The following is a 19,044-nucleotide window of genomic DNA, read 5'->3' as shown; positions in this document are numbered from 1 at the left end:
GGTGGCACCGGTGAGAGGACACAGTGGCTGAGGTCGAGATCGGTATCGGTAAGAGCGGTCGGGTCGGCTTCGGCCTGGACGCCCTGGGCATCGTGCCGTCGAGGCGCACGCGCGACCCCGCGGACGTCTCGCTGGCCTGGGAGATCGACGCCTACCGTTTCGACCTGCCGGTGGTGGGCGCGCCCGCGGACGCGGTGACCTCACCGGCCACCGCCGTCGAGCTGGGCAACATCGGCGGCCTCGGCATCGTCCACGTCGAAGGGCTGTGGAGCCGGCACGAGGAGCCGGAGCCGCTGCTGGCGGAGATCGCCACCCTCGGCCCGGACGCGGCCGGCCGGCGGCTGCGGGAGCTCTACACCGCGCCGATCCGGCCCGAACTGGTCGTCAAACGGCTGACGGAGATCCGGGGCGCCGGTGTGGTCGCGGCCGCCGCGCTGCGCCCGCAACGGGTCGACACGCTGTACCCGTTCCTGCTCGAGGCCGGGGTCGACCTGCTCGTCATCCACGCGACGGCGGTATCGGCCGAGCACCAGTCGAAACGGAGTGAGCCGCTGAACCTCAAACGGTTCATCGGCGAGATCGACGTGCCCGTGCTGGTGGGCGGCTGCGCGTCCTTCTCGACCGCCCTGCACCTGATGCGCACCGGGGCCGCCGGTGTGATCGTCGGGGTCGGCCCCGGCGGCGCGGACACGACCAGGGCGGTGCTCGGGGTCGGCGTCCCGATGGCAACCGCGATCGCGGACGCGGCCGGCGCGCGCATGCGCTACCTGGACGAGTCCGGCGGCCGGTACGTCCACGTCATCGCGCACGGAGGTGTGCGCACCGGCGGGGATATCGCCAAGGCCATCGCCTGCGGGGCCGACGCGGTCATGCTCGACAAGCCGCTGGCCGCCGCCGCCGAGGCGCCCGGGCGCGGCGGCTACTGGTCCATGGACCTGCTGCACTCCCGCCTGCCGCGAGGCACCTGGGAGCCGGTCGCGGTCGCCGGAACGCTGCGGGAGATCCTGCTGGGCCCCGCGTCGGTGAACCCCGGCACGCTCAACCTCGCCGGGGCGCTGCGGACCGCGATGGCGACGACCGGCTACGCGACGCTCAAGGAACTGCAGAAGGCCGACGTGCTGGTCACCGGGTCACCCTGCTGATCCGCTGCCGGCCTCTCCCGCGTCTGTGACGTCCACCGGTGGTCGGAACTATCGAACTACCATGGACATTTCGGACCGGTCCCGAATTCGGGTGAAGTCCGCTTCCGACGGCATGATGGCCGTCTTCGGGCCCACCTGGAAAATCCTCGCGACCTCCGGTGAAGATCGCTACGGGCAGCATGGCACCCTGGAACCGTCTGTTCTGGTCCGAAGGATGACACATGCGCATCGACGAGCACGGTCGCTGGGTCAGCGATGATGGTTCGTACGTCTGGGACGAGGCAGCCCAGACGTGGCAGCTGTCAGCGGCGTATCCCACCGAGTCCACGATTACCGGTTCCGATACCGGTTCGGGCGATGCCGGTGTCACCGGCGGCACCGCCATCGGTGGCGATGCCGCGGTCACCACGACCGGGGAGTTCGCGCCGGGATATCTGGCGCTGGACACGTCGGGCTGGTCCGTCCTGGACGGGACGCTGTCGCCGGGCGCGGCCCACTTGGAGTCGGGGCCAGGGCCGGTGCGGGACGGCACCCCGCAGAGCACGCAGACGGTCGTCGACCTCCCGCAGCCGGGTGGGTTGGACAGCTGGCTGCTTCCGGGCGATGACATCTCGTCGCAGGGCGCTGACATCCTGGCCAACACGGGTGGGCTGGACATCGCGGCCGCCCACGGGGCCGCCTGGCAGAGCTATCCGCTCGGGCCCGCCGACCCGGGAACGGGGCCGGTAACGGCCGTCGGCACCGTCGTCGCCCCGAGCACAGGGGAGATCGCGCCGTCCGGGGCCAGCGTCCGAGGGCTGTCCGAGCCGTTCGGTGTGGTGGACGTCATCGCGCTCGGGCCCGCCCGGGACGGCGCTCTGCCCGGCACCGACACCGGTGCCATCGCCCTGGGATCCCATCCGCGGGCCTCGACCGGCGCGCACCGGCAGCACCGCAAGCGCCGGGCCGGTGGCCGGGCATCGACACCTCGGCCCGAGGCGGACGGCGACAGTGCCGTCCCGGGGCCGGACCGGCCGCTGACCCGGCGCCTGTCGTCCGTCGCGGCGTTACCGCGTCGCGTGCTGATCGCCGCCGCGGTGGTGGTGCTGCTCCTGGTCGGCGTCGGTGGCTACCTGGCCCTGGGCGGCGACGACGGGGACGCTGTGACCAACGCGCCCGTCAACACCGTCGAGGGCGCTTCGCCGGATACGGTGGCCGCCCGGCCCGCACAGTACAGCGAGGCGCTGCGCGCGGACTATCTGCGGGAGTGCATGCAGGTCAGCCACGGGCTGCAGGCCTACTGCACGTGCACGCTGGAGAAGCTGGAGGCCAACTATCCGCAGGATCAGTACGAACAGTTCAACAAGAGCGTGAACTCGCCGGAGACGACCAGGATCGTCCAGGAGATCTCCGACCAGTGCGTGAGCGTCTGATGACGGCGAGCTGTGGTGTAGGCTGCATTCGTCCATATTTCCAGTGTTTCATGGCGTGCGGGCTTTCGTGGGCACCTGGCTCGTGGGTGCCTGGTTCGTGGGCACCTGGGCCGTCTCTGATGGATGTTGATCGATGCGGACGGTGATCCAGGTAGCCTCCGGCGGGGTGGAGAGCAGTGGCGTCCCTGCGGGGATCCCCGTGCGGCGCGAAACAGCGGATGGGGGGCGTGCAATAGCGGAGCTATTGGTGACGATGACAACACGGCGAGTGTTTGTCTGGGTGTCGCCCGTGCGGGCGAGCATCCATCGGGCACGGCCTACGCCCTTTACCCGGACGACTACCTGGACCTGGGGGGCAGGACATGCCCACCCACGGGCTCGGGGCGAGCGACGATGACGCGTGGGCGTGGGACGCCGTCGCCGGGGCGTGGCGTCCATCGACGGCAGCCGGTGACGCGGGCGGCCCGGTGACCGGCCCCGCGGACCGTTCCGGAGCGTCGGGCCGGCGTGCGGACGACTTCTTCGCGGTCGAGCGGGTCGGGGAGGCTGACGACCGCTCCGAGCCGTCCTTCCCGCCGGTTCCGGACAGGTCCGGCGCCCAGGATCCAACCGGCCAGGGGTGGCGCGATCGTCCCTTCCCCGCTCCTGACCCGTTCGACGTCTCCGCCAGTCATGAGCGGCCGGCCCTGCCCGCCTACCCGTTCCAGCCGGCTTCTCCGTTCCAACCGCCCCCGCCCGACCACCCGCGGCCCGGCTGGCTGCCGGGCGGTGATGATTCTGCGATGGGCACGACGACCGGCGGCTACGGCGGTGGGCGCTGGGGGCTGTCCGTGGATGGCAGCGATCGTGCCGGCGCCGCCCAGCGCGACACCGGCCCGCCCGTCGCCGCGGACGGATTCGCCGGTTATGGCGGCCCCGCCGGCCAGAGCCCCGCCGGTCAGGGCCAGAGCCCCACCGGCCAGGGTCCGGTGGGCCAGAGCCCCGCGGGTCAGGGCGCAGGTCATCCCTGGCAGTCCGCTCCGGGGCCGGCGAACGGGAACGGCACCGGGCCGGACGGCTATCAGCCTGGCGTCCTGCGCGGTTTCGCTCCGCATTACCCCGATGCCCGTGGTTCCACCGACGGTTATCGGACCCGTCCGCGTGACGACGGGCCCGCCTCCCCGCCCGCGGGTGGCGCTTTCTCCTTTGGTGGTCAGTCCGACCAGCGTCTGTTCGACACGGGCGCCCCCGGGCCGGACGGCCGTCGGCCCGGGGGCCCGCAGCCGTTGCCCGGCCGGGCGTCACCGGCCGCCCTACCACCGGCCGCCCTGCCGCCGGCGGGTATGCCGTCGGCGGGTATGCCGTCGGACGACGGTTTCGGGGGGAGCGCCGGTTCCCCGCCGGCCCGTGGCCCGGCCGGGTACGGCGCCCCTGGCTCCGCCGGTAACGGCGTGCCGAACCCCAACGGCGTTGGGGACCGTTACGGAAGCGACCATCCGGCGAACGGTTACGGGTTGGCGGGCCACCAGGCCGGCTACCCACCGCTCATGGGCACTGATCGTGAGCTTCCGGCCCGTCAACCGGACACCACCGGGCCGGGAGACGGATCGACTTCCTACCTGATGGGCGGCTCGTTCAGGGCGGCACAGCCCCGTGATCGCGGACGGGTACCTCCCGCTGGGCCGAACCCGCCGCCTCCCGATCGGGCCGGCCCCCCGGACGCAGGGCCGGCCGCGACAGCCGGCAGCCCGGCTCCGAGCGGCTACGGGGCAGGCGGATATCCCGGTTCCGGGGCCGCCAGAGCCCTCGTTCGTGGTGCCGGCGTGAACGACGATGCACCGGTTGCTCCTGGCACATCCCGGCCAACTGCCGGGAGAGTGGACGGCGGCAACGACCGGGCCGTGCTTCTCCCGCCGACCTACCGGGACCCGGCCGCGGCCACCACGGCCGAGTCGTCCGTTCCCGCCCGGCCGCACCCACGTACCGCTCCCAGGCCGCCGTCGGCGATACCCGGGGCCAGGACGCCCGGGGGCGGTCTGCCGGGCGAGGCGGCCTTCGCGGACCCGGCCGCCGCGGCGTCCTCCGCCGCCGGATCGATGGAGCGCACCGACATCGTGCCACGGGTCACCGACGCCGCACGGCCGAGGACGTCGCGTGACGGTATGCCGTCATCTCCGGCCGTGCCGCCCGGGGTGCTGGGACAGTCGCTGGCGGAGATGACCGCGACGCTGTCGAGGATCGGGTCCGTGCCGGACACCGGCTCGCGTGATGCCGGCTCGCGTGATGCCGGCTCGCGTGATGCCGGCTCGCGTGATGCCGGCTCGCGTGATGCCGGCTCGCGTGACATCGGCTCGCGTGATGCCGGCTCGCGTGATGCCGGCTCGCGTGACATCGGCTCGCGTGACATCGGCTCGCGTGATGCCGGCTCGCGTGACACCGGTCCCGATGACGACGACGGGGGCTGGAAGCCGTCCACTTCTGTCCGTAAGAAGGTGGGCCGGCCGGGTACGGCGACGGCGCGGGTTCCCTCCCCGGGTGGTGCTTCCACGGACACCGGGGCGCGGGGGCCGGAGCAGCACTCGACGGCGTCCGGGGCCGCGAAACGGCCGGCCGTCCGACTGTCCAGCCGGCCGGACAGCCGGCGCGGTGGGCCGGATCCCGGTGACGACATCGACGATGTGGACGACGTCGACGACGTCGACGACGTCGACGACGACGGCAGCGGCGGCCCCGGCTCGGGGCTGCTGGCGCGTTATCGGCGTGGGTGGACCGGCCCGTTGATTGTCGCGGTGCTGGTGTCCCTGGTCGCGGTCGGGCTGTACGCCCTGCTGTCGGGCGGGGCGGAGGATCTTCCCGTGGGGGCTCCGGAGGACCCGGCGGATCCCGGCGTCACCGCCGCGGCGTCCTCGGCCGGGGGCGCGCCGACGCCGGCCACGAGCAATCCGGACGCCGCGGCCGGTCGGGCGCTGGTCGACGGCACCTACCGCTGCTATCGGACGGCCGACGGCGACCAGCCGGCCGACGGGGCTGCCTCGGCCGACAACCGGAATTCCCAGGCGTCCGCGGCACTGCCGAACAAGTTCGTCGTGCCACGCGAGAGCGGTAGCTACCGCTGGGATGACCAGCAGGGTACCTACTCGATCACAAAGAACAGTCTGAGTACCGATACCGTGATTTTTACCGACGTCCGGTTCGCCGACGGTCCGCTCAAGGACATCAAGGCGCTGTTCATCAACCGGGTGGGCGCTGGCGACGCCGGGAAGGACGGCGCTTTCCTGACCTTCAAGGACGGATCGAACCGGTGGTGTGCGATCAATTAGGCTCCGAGCCCGGGAAAAATAGTGATCATGTGTTCGCCGACTGGCCTGGAGAACGCCGGCCGGCGTTCTCCAGCCGGTATCCCGGGCCGGCGGAGCCTGCTCCCGCCGGCTTCAGCCGGTGGGCCGAACAGGAACCTTCCGTTCCCGATCTGGTCTGCTGCGTGTCGACCGGGACCCAGCGCCCGGGTTTGAACCGGCGTGCGGCAGGATCAGGACCCATGCTCCACTCTGACCGCCCGACACGTACTGGACGGGGACGACCTGGCGTCGACGGCCCCGAAGCGACCGGCCCGGGCAGGCCGTTTCCCGCGGCCCGGGGATGCGAGCCTTCCGGGCCCGGTGAGTTTTCCGGGCCTTCCGGACCTTCCGGATCACTCGTCGGGCCTCCCGTACCGGTTCCGCTGCCGTGGCAGGAATCCCGGACGCGGGCGGCGGAGCCCGGCGCGGGGAAGAAACCGGACCAGATTGCCCACCAGATGCCCCAGCAGGTTCCTCCCGGCGCCGTGGACCGTTCCGGTGATGCCGGTGGGCGTTTCCTTAGCCGCCGCACACTGCTGACCCTGGCTGGCGTGGCGACCGCCGGGGTACCCCTTGCCGCCTGTGGCGGCTCCGGGAGCGGGTCGAAGGCGAACCGGGTCATCAGGATCGGCTATGTGAGCCCGCAGACGGGGGCGCTGTCCGCCTTCGGCGCCGCGGACAGGTACGTCACCGACACCATCCGGGCCTTCTTCGACCGCCAGGGCGGAATGACCATCGGCGCGCGCACCTATCCGGTTGAGATCATCGTCCGGGACAGCCAGTCCGACCAGAACCGTGCGGCCCAGGCCGCCGGCGACCTGATTTACACCGACCGGGTGGACATCATCCTCGTCGCCTCCACACCGGAGACCACCAACCCGGTCTCGGACCAGTGCGAGGCGAACGAGATGCCGTGCATTTCCACGGCCGCTCCCTGGCAGTCGTGGTTCAACGGACGTGGTGGCGACCCGGCCCGCCCGTTCAAGTGGACCTATCACTTCTTCTGGGGCCTTGAGGACGTGACCAGGGTCTACCGGAACATGTGGGGCCAGTTGCCCAGCAACAAGAAGGTCGGTGCGCTCTGGCCGGACGACTCCGACGGCAGGACGTTCGCCGACGGCACCATCGGGTTTCCGCCCGTGATAGCCACCGCGGGCTACACGCTCGTGAAGCCTCCGGTCTTTCCCACCGGGACGTCGGACTTCGGCCCCCAGCTGAGGGTGTTCAAGCAGGCGGGCGTGGACATCCTGACCGGTGTGCTGACACCGGGCGACTTCCAGATCTTCTGGAAGCAGGCGGTGTCGATGGACTTCAGCCCGAAGATCGTCACGGTCGCCAAGGGGCTGCTGTTCCCGCGCTCCGTCCAGGCCCTCGGCCAGGACGGCAACAACCTCGGCACCGAGGTCTGGTGGTCGCCCTACCACCGGTTCAAAAGCTCGTTGACGGGGGCCACTCCGGAGACGCTCGCCAAGGACTTCACGGACAGGACCGGCACCCCCTGGGTGCAGACCCTCGGCTTCGTGCACGCCCTCTACGAACTCGCCACGGAGGCGTTGGCCCAGGTCGGCTCGCCCGACGACCGGGCGGGCCTGGCGGCGGCGATCGGGAAGCTGCGTACCAACACGATCGTGGGGGAGATCGGCTTCGGCGGCTCGGCCGACATCCCCAAGAACGTGGCGAAGACGCCGCTGGTCGGGGGACAGTGGCGGACGGAGGGCACCGGCTACAGCCTGGTCATCGTCGGCGACGATTCGATCAAGAACATTGCCGTGCAGCCAGGCAGGCTGCTGCCATACACCAGGGCCGTCCAGGGGACCTGAGAACAGCTCCCGTCCGCTCGACCGCCTCCTGGCGGGGACAGCCGGACGCGGTGAACCGGGCCGATCGGTGAACCGGGCCGATACTGTCGGCCCGGTTCACCGCGAGGACGATATGCGCGCGCCGGGCCGGTGCCGCCCGAGCGGCGGATCAGGTCCTGGCCACCGCTCGTGACATCGTGTGCTCGACCACCGCGATCAGTGCGCTTTTCGTCGAGTAACGGTTACGCGCGTCGCAGGTGATGATCGGTATGCTCGGGTTGATCTGCAGAGCTTCCCGGACGTCGTCTATGGAATGCCGCAGGATTCCGTCGAAACAGTTCACTCCGACGACGAATGGCAACTGTCGCTGTTCGAAGTAGTCCACGGCCGCGAAACAGTCGGCGAGCCGCCGGGTGTCGGCGAGAACGATGGCACCGATAGCGCCCCGCACGATGTCGTCCCACATGAACCAGAACCGGTACTGTCCCGGCGTGCCGAACAGATAGAGGATCAGATCCTCGTCCAGGGAGACCCGGCCGAAGTCCATTGCGACCGTGGTCGTCGTCTTGTCGGCGAGGTGGGTCAGGTCGTCGACGTGTGCCCCGGCCTCGGTCATGACCGCCTCGGTCCGCAGGGGTACGATCTCGGACACCGAACCGACAAAAGTCGTCTTGCCGGCGCCGAAACCACCAGCAACGACGATCTTGACCGAAGTAGTGGCGACGGAGGAGTTGACCCGTCTGCGGTCAGAGCTTGCGAAGGCCACTGAGCACCCTTTCGAGCAGCGCGAGGTCCGGCGCCTCATCGCGGTCGGGTTGTTGGTGTACCCGGACGTAACCTTCGTCCGCCATGTCACCGACCAGCACCCTGGCGACTCCGAGGGGAACCCGCAGGCCGGCGGCGATCTCCGCAACTGATCGCACCTGCCGGCACATGGCGGCGATTGTCTGTTGTTCCAGGGCAAGTTGGATTGCCCGTTCCTCACCAAAGGACGTTGTGACGACAAGCGCCTCGATGGCGAGTTCGTATCGTGAACGCGTCCGACCACCGGTCATCGCGTAGGGACGGACAACCGGTCCCGGGGTATTCGCGGGATCGGTACTCACCCTGACCCCCTGTGCTCCTGTCGGTTCACCGCGGAAGGATCCCCTGTAGTTCGGCTCGTAGGGCAGGGGTGAGCACATCCGTGGTCCGGGTCACCAGCAGTGCCATCTCGTACCCCACAAGTCCGATGTCACATGACGGTGCGGCGAGAACCGCCATACTTGCCCCATCGCTGATCGCCATGATGAACAGGAACCCATGTTCCATCTCGACGACCGTCTGTGTCACGTTGCCTGCTTCAAAAACCCGGGCGGCGCCCTGGGTCAGGCTGACCAGACCCGACGCGACAGCGGCCAGTTGGTCCGCCCGGTCGCGTGGGAAACCGTCCGAGACCGCCAGCAGCAGGCCGTCCGCGGAAACCACCACGGTGTGCGCGACACCGGGAACTCTTTCGACGAAATTGTTGATCAACCAGTTGAGGTTCTGTGCGTCTGAGCTCATGGGCGTCACACTTCCTCCTGGGCGTTCCGACGAGAGCTGTGGGGGGTGTCCCTGACGACATCACGGGCCTGCCGAACACCCTGGTAGAAGCTGGCAAGCCGGCCACCGACCGCTTCGGGAGAGCGGGACGACCCCTCCGGCTGACGCCTTGGCGTGGTTTCAGCGCTGCCAGGTACCAGGTGTGTCATCGGGACACGCAATGGAAGACCGGCCCTGGTCGTCCCAGCGGGAGACGGCTGGCGGGCCGCTTCCGCGGCACGCCACCCGGCGTCAGCCGCGGACGACCATGATACGGATCCGGAATCCGGCGCGGCGGGCGCCGGACGGCTCGCCAACGGAACGGACTGGATGTCGGCGGGGCCGGCCGCGGCGGCCGGCAGCGGGGGTTCTCCCGGGACGGGCGACCAGCCGGGCACAGGGATGTCGGCGGGTGCCGGACCCTGAGGCCCGGGCCGGCCGGCTGGCGCCGGGTAGGGCGACGGCGGCCGGCCGATGTCACCGCTGGCGCTGACGTCGACCGGCCGAGCGGGCCGGCCGGCGGGCTCCGGTGGCCGCAAGTCACCACGCAGGCTGGCCGGGCCGCGGTGCGGGGCTGGTCCGGGACGGCCCAGCGGGGCAGCCGCCCTCGGTCGGCTCGGCAGCGAGTGCGGGGACGTCGGGGCGTGGCGTTGGAACCACGCGGAGACCGAATCGAAGATCGGGGTCGTGTCGTTGTCCTCGCCGTCCCGGTCGGCGGCTGCTTCCTCGGCCCCGTCGGTACGGGACGCCCGGTCGGCACCGTCGCCATAGGAGACGTCATCGCGATAGGACACATCGTCGCGATAAGAAACGTCGTCGCGGTAGGAAACGTCGTCGCGCGCGGCGGGCGCCCGCTCCGTCCTGAAGTCGGGACGGACGCCGCCGCCCGACGGGATGACCGTCGGCAGTTCTCCGGCCTGACCGCCGCCGGTGGGCTGGGAGTAGGCGGTGGGCGGGGGGGACAGCCGGTTGAACGGGGTCGTGTCGGGGCTGGGCGCGGCCGGTGCGCTGTCCGTGGCGGTCCGGCCTGTCGGTCCGGGCGGGGCCGCTCCGGTCAGGTCGATGCCGCCGGTGTCCAGGGAAGCCGAGCCGGCCGGATCCAGGTGCGCCGGGCCGGTGCGGCCGGCGAGGTCCAGGTAGGTCGCGCCGGTGTCCGGGCCGGTGGGGCCCGCCGCGCCCGGTCCCCGGGGGATCTCGTAGCCGCCGGTCTGGGGCTCACTCGGGAAGGGCGGATCGGCATTCGGCTGGCGGGCCGTGGTTCTGGGGATCTCCAGCGGGCCGGTGCCGGCGCCGAAGCCGCCACCGACGTCCGGCTGCTCCAGCCTGAACTCGTCGGGGCTGGTGGACCGCTCGTCCGCCGTGGTGCGGCCCGGGCCGCTTCCGTTCATGCCCGGTACGGGCAGGGACGGAGGTGCTTCGGAGCCATTGCGCGAACCGGGCGGATACGAGCCGTTGCCCTTTGGCAGGCTGTTTCCGTCGACGAACGTGTGGCCGTTGGACTCGCCGCGTGACATGCCGTTCGCCAGGGACATCCCGTCGAACCCCACCGTGCGGCCGTTGGACAGCGCCGGTGGCAGACCGTTGTCGAGCGCGGACCGGCCGACCGGGGGACGTCCGGTGGTCAGCGGCGCCGGGGGGCGTGCCGGCGTGCTCGGGGTCGCCTCACTGGCGACGACCTTGGCTGGCAGCCTTATCACGGCGGTGATCCCGCCGGAGGTCGATTCGCGGAGCTGGACGCGGATGCTGTGTCGGACGGCCAGCCGACCGACCGCGAACAGACCCATCGTGCGGGACACCGACACGTCGATGACGGGTGGGTTGGCCAGCCGTTCGTTGATGCGTTCGAGATCCTTGGCCGGCATTCCGATGCCGCGGTCCTCGATCTCGACTATCGCTCCGGCGCCAGGCCCCAGGGAGCGGCTGGCGACCTGTACCTCGGTCGCCGGCGGGGAGAAGGAGGTGGCGTTCTCCAACAGTTCGGCGATGAGGTGCACGACGTCGCTGACGGCGTTCCCGGTGATCGACACCGCGGCCGCCGCCATCTGCTTGACCCTCGTGTACTGCTCGACCTCGGAGATCGCGGCGAGGACGACCTCGTTGAGGGGGACGGGGTGGGTCCACCTGCGGGCCGTGTCGGTGCTGGCGAGCACCAGGAGGCTTTCGTTGTTCCGGCGCATACGGGTTGCCAGGTGGTCGAGCTTGAACAGGTTGGAGAGCTGGTCCGGGTCCTGCTCCCGGTTCTCCAGATCGTCGATGAGCCGCAGTTGCCGTTCGACCAGTCCCTGGCTGCGCCGGGACAGGTTGACGAACATGGCGTTGACGTTGTTCCGCAGCACGGCCTGTTCGGACGCGAGGCGGACGGCCTCCCGGTGGACCTCGTCGAACGCGCGGGCGACTTCACCGATTTCCTCGTCGGTGTTGATACCGACCGGTTCGACCTCGGTCTCGATGTCCTGTTCGGTGGAGTCGCGCAGCCGGCGGACCGACTCGGGCAGCCGGCGGCCGGCGACGTCGAGCGCGGCCGCGCGCAGCCCGAGCAGGGGGCGTACCAGGGAGCGGGCAACGATCATGGCGGCGAGCAGGGCGGCCGTCAGGATGAAGACGATGAGCAGACCGGAGAGCAGCGCCCGGCGTTGGATACCCGACCGCAGCGTCTCGACGCGGTCCTCGGTGTTGTTGTACAGGGAGTCGACGATCCTGCTGTTGAGGTCCATCGTGGCCTGGGTCGACTGCAGCCATTTCAGGTTGTCGAGCTCGAGCGACTGCCCGACCCGTCCTGTCAGGACGCCCTGTACCTCGTTGCTGGTCTCCGCGACGTCCTGACCGACGAGCGTCTCCCGGTACACCCTGGCCTGGTCCGGGTTGGCCACCGCCTCGAAACGGGAGATCTGGGTTTCGCGTTCCGTGCTCAGACCGACGAACAGCCGGTAGTCGGTGCTGTCGAAACGTCCCTGCTGGATGGTGCCGTGGATGAGGGACTGCTGGGCGGCCAGGCGTTCCCGCGCGCGGATGACGGCGTCGAGGGCCTCCACGTCGGCGTTCAGCGCGGCGTCGTCCTGGCCCTGCGGGATGAGCGACACCAGGCTGACGAGGCTGTTGATCATCCCGGTGTAGGCCACCTGGACGGAGCTCGACGAGGCCAGCGTCAACGCGGTCTCGCGCACGTTCGTCCGGTGCGACAGCCGGTCCGTGATCGACTGGAGTACCGTCCGGGTCTGCTCGGTGAAGGCGTTCTGCTGGCCCCGGACACTCTGCTCGTACTGCCGGGCCGCCTCGTCAACCTGTGTCCGCACCGTTTTGATGCGCTCGGGGGAGCGGAAGCCCGACAGGGGCGTGCCGCGTGAGGCGATATAGCCGACCGTATAGGTGCGTTCCTGTTCCAATGCGGACACCAGTGCCGTGGCGGCGCGGCTTATCTTCACCATGTCCTGGGCACGGTTGACGTCCCGGGTGCTGGTCAGCACGCTGTTGGCGCCCATCGCGGCGTTGGCCAGGATCGCGATGATCGGGACCGCGAGAATCGCGATCAGCTTGGTACGGACCCGCCAGTTCGCCGGCGCACCGAGCAGCGCTCTTATGCGTCGTATACCGCCTGGGTCCCGTGACGTGATGGCTGGGGCGTCGACGCGGGGCCCGCCGTCATCGGCGGACCGCTCCGGCTCCTGCGGTGTGACCTCGCCCGCCGGGGGAGCGTCGATGCCCGTGCCGGCTATCGGTTGTCTGCGCACGTACCTTCGCAACCTCTCCGCCAGCCTCCCGGAACATAACGTGCCGGGATGGCCCGGTATCGGGCCCGGATGTCCCTCGATAGGCACCATAGCGGTATGGCCAGACATCCCGACACGCGCCTGGCCTAAACTAGATGTCCACTTCCGATCCCGTCTGTTCGGCCCGTTCTCGGGCCATCCGGACGTATGCCCGCAGGATGGACGGAAGTCCGGGCGGGTCGGCCGCCTGTTGCCTGTCGCGCAGGTACTTTCCGGTGCCGCGTCAGGTATCGCGCCCGTTCTCCGCGGGTCTGACACCTTCTGACAGCTTCTCTATGGGCCCGCACCGTCCTGGCCTGTTCTTCGTGGGCTTGGCTCTCCGTGGGCCTGGCATCTTCTCCGTAGGCTTGGCGTCGTGGACACCGCCATCTCGAAGCCGGCCGCGGGCCCGACGGGCAACGGCCGAGGATCCGACGCGCCGGCCGCCCCCGCCTCCGCGTCTCCACCCGCGCCCGCGTGGGCGGCGTCCGACGCGCCCGGGGCGTCCGACGCGCCTGGGGCCTCCCGCCCGGCTCACGACACGGTTCTGGTCGTCGACTTCGGTGCCCAGTACGCCCAGCTCATCGCCAGGCGGGTGCGGGAGTGCCACGTCTACTCGGAGATCGTGCCCTGGGACATCTCGGTCGAGGAGATCCTCGCCCGGCGTCCCGCCGCGGTGATCCTCTCGGGTGGGCCGAAGTCGGTCTACTCGCCGGGCGCCCCGGAGGTGGACCCCGCGCTCTTCCGTGCCGGGGTGCCGGTGCTGGGCATCTGCTACGGACACCAGGTGATGGCGCACGCGCTGGCCGGGACGGTGGCCCGCACAGGTGTCGCGGAGTACGGCGCGACCCGCCTGACCGTCACCGCCGGCGGCGGTGTCCTGTTCGCGGGTCTGCCCACCAGCCAGCAGGTGTGGATGTCCCACGGCGACTCGGTGACAGCGGCGCCACCGGGGTTCGTGGTCACCGCGTCGACGCCGTCGACCCCGGTCGCGGCCTTCGAGGACGTCGCGCGCGGGCTGTTCGGCGTGCAGTTCCACCCGGAGGTGGTGCACAGCGACCGCGGCCTGGACGTCCTGCGGCGTTTCCTGTTCGCCGGCGCCGGCTGCCGGCCCAACTGGACGATGGTCAACATCGCGGACGAGGCGGTCGCGGCGGTCCGGGCCCAGCTCGGCGACGCGCGCGCGATCTGCGGGCTGTCCGGCGGGGTGGACTCGGCGGTGGCCGCGGCGGTCGTTCACCGCGCCGTGGGCGACAGGCTGACCTGCGTGTTCGTCGATCACGGCCTGTTGCGCGCGGGCGAGGCGGAGCAGGTGGAGAAGGACTTCGTCGCCTCGACCGGGGTCGAGTTGGTGCACGTCAAGGCCGCCGACCGGTTCGCCGCGGCACTCGCCGGCGTCAGCGACCCGGAGCGCAAGCGCAAGATAATAGGACGGGAGTTCATCCGGGTGTTCGAGGCCGCCGCCCGCGAGCTGGAGGCTCAGGCCGAGGCGGAGGGCTCCCGGATCGAGTTCCTGGTGCAGGGCACCTTGTATCCGGACGTCATCGAGTCCGGCTCGCCGACCGCGGCGAAGATCAAGTCGCATCACAACGTCGGCGGGCTCCCCGAGGATCTGCAGTTCTCTCTGGTGGAGCCGTTGCGCACTCTGTTCAAGGATGAGGTGCGCCGGCTCGGCGAGGAGCTCGGGCTGCCGGAGGAGATCGTCTGGCGGCAGCCCTTCCCGGGGCCTGGCCTGGCTGTCCGGATCATCGGTGAGGTCACCCCGCAGCGGCTGGCGACGCTGCGGGCCGCCGACGCGATCGTCCGCGAGGAGATCCGCCGGGCCGGGCTGGACCGCGAGATCTGGCAGGTGTTCGCGGTGCTGCTGGCGGACGTCCGCTCGGTGGGGGTCCAGGGGGACGAGCGCACCTACGGGCATCCGGTCGTGCTGCGCGCGGTCACCAGCGAGGACGCGATGACCGCCGACTGGGCCCGGCTGCCCTACGACCTGCTCGAACGCATCTCGAACCGGGTGGTCAACGAGGTCGGGCAGGTCAACCGGGTGGTGTACGACATCACCTCGAAGCCGCCGGGCACCATCGAGTGGGAGTGACCCGGGCCGGACGCGGGCCGGCGGGCCGGCGGGCTGGCGCGAGCAGGGGAGGGTGTGCAGAGGAGAGCGGAGCGGTAACCAGGCGTCACGCGGCGGGGATGCCCAGGGGACCGGCGGCCAGCGCGCGGACGCGGCCGGCGGTGACCGGGTCGATGTTGCCGCCGGAGAGGACCACCGCGGTCGGGCCCTGCGCGAGCTCGGGATGACGCAGCAGCGCCGCCGTCCCCGCTGCCCCGGCGGGCTCCACCGTCTGGCCGTCGGCGCACAGCAGCGCCACCATCGCCTCCCACAGCGCGTCCTCGTCGACCGTGATCACATCGTCCACCAGGGCGGTGGCGAGCGCCAGGGTCAGCGTGCCCGGGGTCCGTACGGCTATGCCGTCGGCGATGGTGGCCGCCGGGACGCGCACCGGCCGTCCGGCGCGCCAGGACAGGGCGAAGGCGGGCGCGCCCGCGGCCTGGACGCCGATCACCCGCACGTCGCGCCGCCGCTGTCTGATCGCCGCCGCTATCCCGCTGATCAGGCCACCGCCGCCGATGCCTACCAGGACGGTCCGCAGGCCGGGGATCTGCTCGGTGAGCTCGAGCCCGATCGTGCCCTGCCCGGCGATCACGGTCGGATCGTCGAAGGGATGCACCAGCAGCCCGCCGTGTCCGCGCACAGTGGCCTCGGCGGCCAGCAGGGCGGCGTCGATCCCGCCGTGGACGTGCTCGACCCGCGCGCCGAGGCGGCGGGTGCGCGCGACCTTGACCGGGCTCGCGCCGGCCGGGACGAAGATCGTGGCTGGGACGCCGAAGTGGGCCGCCGCGTACGCGACGCCCTGGGCGTGGTTGCCGGCGCTGGCGGCGACCACGCCCAGGGCCCGTACGGCGGGGTCGGCGAGCGCGAGTCGGGCGAACGCGCCACGTAGCTTGAACGACGCGGTGCGTTGCTCGTTCTCGCACTTCAGCCACACCGGCACGCCGGTCAGCCGGGACAGATGGGAGCTGGGCGTGACCCTGGTCCGCCGAAGCACCGGCGCGAGGACGACCGCGGCCGCGGTGACGTCGATCGCGTCGCAGCCGACGGCCCACGCGCCGTCAGCGCCGCCGGCGCTGCCCGCGGCCGCCGCGGGCGTGACGGATCTGGGCGGGACGTCGTTGTCGTCCTTACCGGTGGCACATGCCGTACCGGCGGCGGGACAGGCGGCACCGGTCTTACCTGTTCTGGTCTTACCTGTCTTACCTGTGGTTTCTGTTTTGTCGCTGGTGGTACATGTCGGGTTTTCGGTTGGCTGGCGCATCATCGTGCTCCCGGTAGCTCGGCGGCCACCTCCGACGTGACCGCGGCAACAAAAAAGCCCCCCGCCGAACTGGCAGGAGGGCGAGGCGCGCTGACCCGTCGGTATTGTTTCGAAAGCATGTCGGCCCGAAAGCCTGCTTCGAAAGCGAGGTCGCGCGCCTAACTAATGATCATAATGTGCTGCGGCACCTTCTCAGTTTGCTCTTGGACATCGGCGGCCGTCAAACCCACCGGCTCGCCCCGTGCCGGATGTTTGTCACACCCGGTGGCGGGATCGCGGCTACCGTGCGGCCCTCCCACGGGCCACGGCGCGGGCCGTGACCGCCCTGGCGGGGATGCGCGGTCGTGGCGCGCGTCGGGGCCTCGTAGGGTGAGAGCCATGTACCGCTGTCGGACCAGCCGGGCGTCGAACGTATGATCGGCTTCCTATGAGCGCGCTTCCCGGTGGCCCGTACCCCGGCTTCGGCCCGTACCCGGGCTTCGACGACGCCGACGACCGCGACGAGCCGGGGTCGCCAACGGCGGAGGGCATACCGGGCAGCCGCCCCGCCACGCCCCGGCTCGATCCCGACGCGCTGCTCGACGGCCTGAACCCGCAGCAGCGGGCGGCGGTCGTCCACACGGGCTCGCCGTTGCTCGTCGTCGCGGGCGCGGGCTCCGGCAAGACGCGGGTGCTGACGAACCGGATCGCCTACCTGCTCGCCGCGCGCGGGGTCCGCGCCGGCGAGATCCTGGCGATCACGTTCACCAACAAGGCCGCGAACGAGATGAAGGAGCGGGTCGCCGCGCTCGTCGGCGCCCGCACCCGGGCGATGTGGGTGAGCACCTTTCACTCCGCCTGCGTGCGCATCCTGCGGTCGCACGCCAAGCGCATCGGGTTCACCAGCGGCTTCTCGATCTACGACGCGGCGGACGCCCAGCGTCTGATCACGCTGGTCGCGCGCGACCTGGACATCGACCCCAAGCGGTATCCGGCACGCGCGCTCGCCACCGGTATCAGCAACCTGAAGAACGAGCTGGTCGACTGGGAGACCGCCATGAGCCGGGCGACCGGCCATGTCGAACGTGCCGTCGCCGAGGTCTACGGGCTCTACCAGCGCCGGCTGGCCGAGTCGAACGCGTTCGACTTCGACGACCTGATCATGACGACGGTGAACCTGCTGCAGGCATTCCCGGACGTCGCCGAGCACTACCGGCGCCGGTTCCGGCACGTCCTCATCGACGAGTATCAGGACACCAACCACGCCCAGTACGTCCTGGTGCGGGAACTGGTGGGGCAGGCGTCCCGGCTGACCGTCGACGGCGAGCCGGTACGGCCGGATCCGGTGCCGCTGGGCGCCGACGCCGACGAGCCCGCGGTGGAGCCGGCCGAGCTGTGCGTGGTCGGCGACGCCGACCAGTCGATCTACGCCTTCCGGGGCGCGAACATCCGTAACATCGTCGAGTTCGAGCAGGACTACCCCGACGCCACCGTGATCCTGCTGGAGCAGAACTACCGCTCCACGCAGACGATCCTCTCCGCGGCGAACGCGGTGATAGCCCGTAACGCCCGGCGCAAGCCCAAGCGGCTGTGGTCGGACGCCGGGGACGGCGAGAAGATCGTCGGCTGTGTCGCGGACAACGAGCACGGCGAGGCCGCCTTCGTCGCCGCCGAGGTCGACCGGCTCTCCGACGCCGAGCTGGCGCGCCCTGGCGAGGTCGCGATCTTCTACCGCACCAACGCCCAGAGCCGGGTTTTTGAAGAGATCTTCATCCGAGTTGGCCTGCCCTACCGGGTGATCGGCGGGGTGCGCTTCTACGAGCGCCGTGAGGTCCGGGACCTGCTCGCCTACCTGCGGGTGCTGGTGAACCCGGCGGACACGGTGAACCTGCGGCGCATCCTCAACGTGCCCAAGCGGGGGATCGGCGACCGGGCCGAGGCGATGCTCGCGGCCTTTGCCGAACGCGAGCGTGTCCCCTTCGCCGACGCCCTGAACCGGGTGGACGAGGTCCCGGGCCTGACCGCCCGGTCGGCGAACGCGGTCCGTGGTTTCGCCACCCTGCTGGCCGAGCTGCGCGCGGCCGTGGCCGACGGCCCGGTCGCGGCGCTGGAGACGGTGCTGGAGCGGACCGGCTACCTCGCCGAACTGGCAGCCGCGGACACCCTCGAGGCCGAGGGACGGGTGGAGAACCTCCAGGAGCTGGTCAGCGTCGCCCGGGAGTTCAGCGAACAGTTCCCGCAGGGCTCGCTCGCGGACTTCCTCGAGCAGGTCTCCCTGGTCGCCGACGCCGACCAGGTGCCCGACCCCGAGGACGGCGCGGATGGCGAGGGCGGTGCCGCCGGGGCCGTCACCCTGATGACGCTGCACAGCGCCAAGGGGCTGGAGTTCCCGGTGGTCTTCCTCACCGGCTTGGAGGACGGCGTCTTCCCGCACCTGCGCACGCTCGGTGACTCCACCGAACTCGAGGAGGAACGCAGGCTCGCCTACGTCGGCATAACCCGGGCGCGCGCCCGGCTGTACCTGACCCGGGCGGAGGTCCGCAGCGCCTGGGGCCAGCCGACGTACAACCCGCCGTCGCGGTTCCTCGAGGAGGTGCCGGCCGAACTGGTCGACTGGCAGGGGAACACACAGTCGGCGCCGGCCGCCGCCCACCCGCGGACGAGCGCGTGGGGCTCGGCGCCCGCGGGGCCGTCCAGCGCGCGGGCCGGCGG

General features: G+C 70.9%; 11 protein-coding genes. 6 read left to right on the top strand and 5 right to left on the bottom strand.

The genetic code is table 11. The features are described from left to right. The first annotated feature begins 23 nt into the window (after positions 1 to 23). The 4 genes from CM1CMNOD_RS18230 to CM1CMNOD_RS18215 all read left to right on the top strand — a co-directional run bounded on the left by CM1CMNOD_RS18230 (position 24) and on the right by CM1CMNOD_RS18215 (position 7,691). Positions 24 to 1,142: a GuaB3 family IMP dehydrogenase-related protein gene (locus tag CM1CMNOD_RS18230; protein WP_013875061.1), complete on the top strand. Its 1,119-nt coding sequence runs from the start codon at positions 24 to 26 to the stop codon at positions 1,140 to 1,142. 221 nt (positions 1,143 to 1,363) lie between these two features. Next, a complete protein-coding gene (locus tag CM1CMNOD_RS18225) occupies positions 1,364 to 2,554 on the top strand; it encodes a hypothetical protein (protein ID WP_013875060.1) in 1,191 nt (396 codons plus the stop codon). Between the two features lie 362 nt (positions 2,555 to 2,916). Continuing rightward, entirely contained in the window at positions 2,917 to 5,853 is a 2,937-nt protein-coding gene (locus CM1CMNOD_RS18220; protein WP_013875059.1) for a hypothetical protein, read from the top strand. Positions 5,854 to 6,329: 476 nt separating this feature from the next. Beyond that, a complete protein-coding gene (locus CM1CMNOD_RS18215) occupies positions 6,330 to 7,691 on the top strand; it encodes an ABC transporter substrate-binding protein (protein WP_083828358.1) in 1,362 nt (453 codons plus the stop codon). 148 nt (positions 7,692 to 7,839) lie between these two features. Here the strand turns inward: CM1CMNOD_RS18215 and CM1CMNOD_RS18210 are convergent, their stop codons facing one another. From CM1CMNOD_RS18210 to CM1CMNOD_RS18195, 4 genes are read right to left on the bottom strand one after another with little or no spacing between them, the layout of a single operon-like run. After that, positions 7,840 to 8,436, bottom strand: a complete 597-nt coding sequence (locus tag CM1CMNOD_RS18210; protein WP_013875057.1) for a GTP-binding protein — start codon at positions 8,434 to 8,436, stop codon at positions 7,840 to 7,842. Next, positions 8,417 to 8,776: a DUF742 domain-containing protein gene (locus CM1CMNOD_RS18205; RefSeq protein WP_013875056.1), complete on the bottom strand. Its 360-nt coding sequence runs from the start codon at positions 8,774 to 8,776 to the stop codon at positions 8,417 to 8,419. Before CM1CMNOD_RS18205 ends, CM1CMNOD_RS18210 begins: the two co-directional genes overlap by 20 nt. A gap of 25 nt (positions 8,777 to 8,801) precedes the next feature. Next, positions 8,802 to 9,224 carry a roadblock/LC7 domain-containing protein gene (locus CM1CMNOD_RS18200; protein WP_013875055.1) on the bottom strand — a complete coding sequence of 141 codons (423 nt, stop codon included), beginning with the start codon at positions 9,222 to 9,224 and terminating at the stop codon, positions 8,802 to 8,804. Beyond that, positions 9,221 to 12,961, bottom strand: coding sequence for a nitrate- and nitrite sensing domain-containing protein (locus tag CM1CMNOD_RS18195; protein ID WP_050803591.1), 3,741 nt, complete (start codon positions 12,959 to 12,961; stop codon positions 9,221 to 9,223). Before CM1CMNOD_RS18195 ends, CM1CMNOD_RS18200 begins: the two co-directional genes overlap by 4 nt. A 565-nt stretch (positions 12,962 to 13,526) precedes the next feature. Between CM1CMNOD_RS18195 and guaA the strand changes: the two genes are divergently transcribed. Then, positions 13,527 to 15,071 (top strand): glutamine-hydrolyzing GMP synthase, encoded by a 1,545-nt coding sequence (gene guaA / locus CM1CMNOD_RS18190; protein ID WP_193353120.1) that lies wholly within the window; start codon positions 13,527 to 13,529, stop codon positions 15,069 to 15,071. Between the two features lie 85 nt (positions 15,072 to 15,156). On the opposite strand, the gene CM1CMNOD_RS18185 is transcribed toward guaA, so the two are convergent. Beyond that, the gene (locus tag CM1CMNOD_RS18185) at positions 15,157 to 16,353 is read right to left on the bottom strand and encodes a threonine/serine dehydratase (RefSeq protein ID WP_013875052.1); all 1,197 of its coding nucleotides are present in this window, start codon (positions 16,351 to 16,353) and stop codon (positions 15,157 to 15,159) included. A gap of 427 nt (positions 16,354 to 16,780) precedes the next feature. Between CM1CMNOD_RS18185 and pcrA the strand changes: the two genes are divergently transcribed. Further along, positions 16,781 to 19,044: DNA helicase PcrA (pcrA, locus tag CM1CMNOD_RS18180; RefSeq protein WP_131774101.1), on the top strand; the 2,264-nt coding region annotated here is incomplete at its 3' end.

This window comes from Protofrankia symbiont of Coriaria myrtifolia (genome assembly GCF_900634755.1).
In the GTDB taxonomy this organism is placed as follows: domain Bacteria; phylum Actinomycetota; class Actinomycetes; order Frankiales; family Frankiaceae; genus Protofrankia; species Protofrankia coriariae.
This window is presented reverse-complemented; position numbering and strand designations above follow the sequence as displayed.

Excerpts from the sequence above, each read along its gene's own strand:
- CM1CMNOD_RS18225 (WP_013875060.1), top strand. The coding sequence starts at position 1,364 with ATGCGCATCGACGAGCACGGTCGCTGGGTCAGCGATGATGGTTCGTAC.
- CM1CMNOD_RS18220 (WP_013875059.1), top strand. The coding sequence starts at position 2,917 with ATGCCCACCCACGGGCTCGGGGCGAGCGACGATGACGCGTGGGCGTGG.
- CM1CMNOD_RS18215 (WP_083828358.1), top strand. The coding sequence starts at position 6,330 with ATGCCCCAGCAGGTTCCTCCCGGCGCCGTGGACCGTTCCGGTGATGCC.
- CM1CMNOD_RS18185 (WP_013875052.1), bottom strand. The coding sequence starts at position 16,353 with ATGCGCCAGCCAACCGAAAACCCGACATGTACCACCAGCGACAAAACA.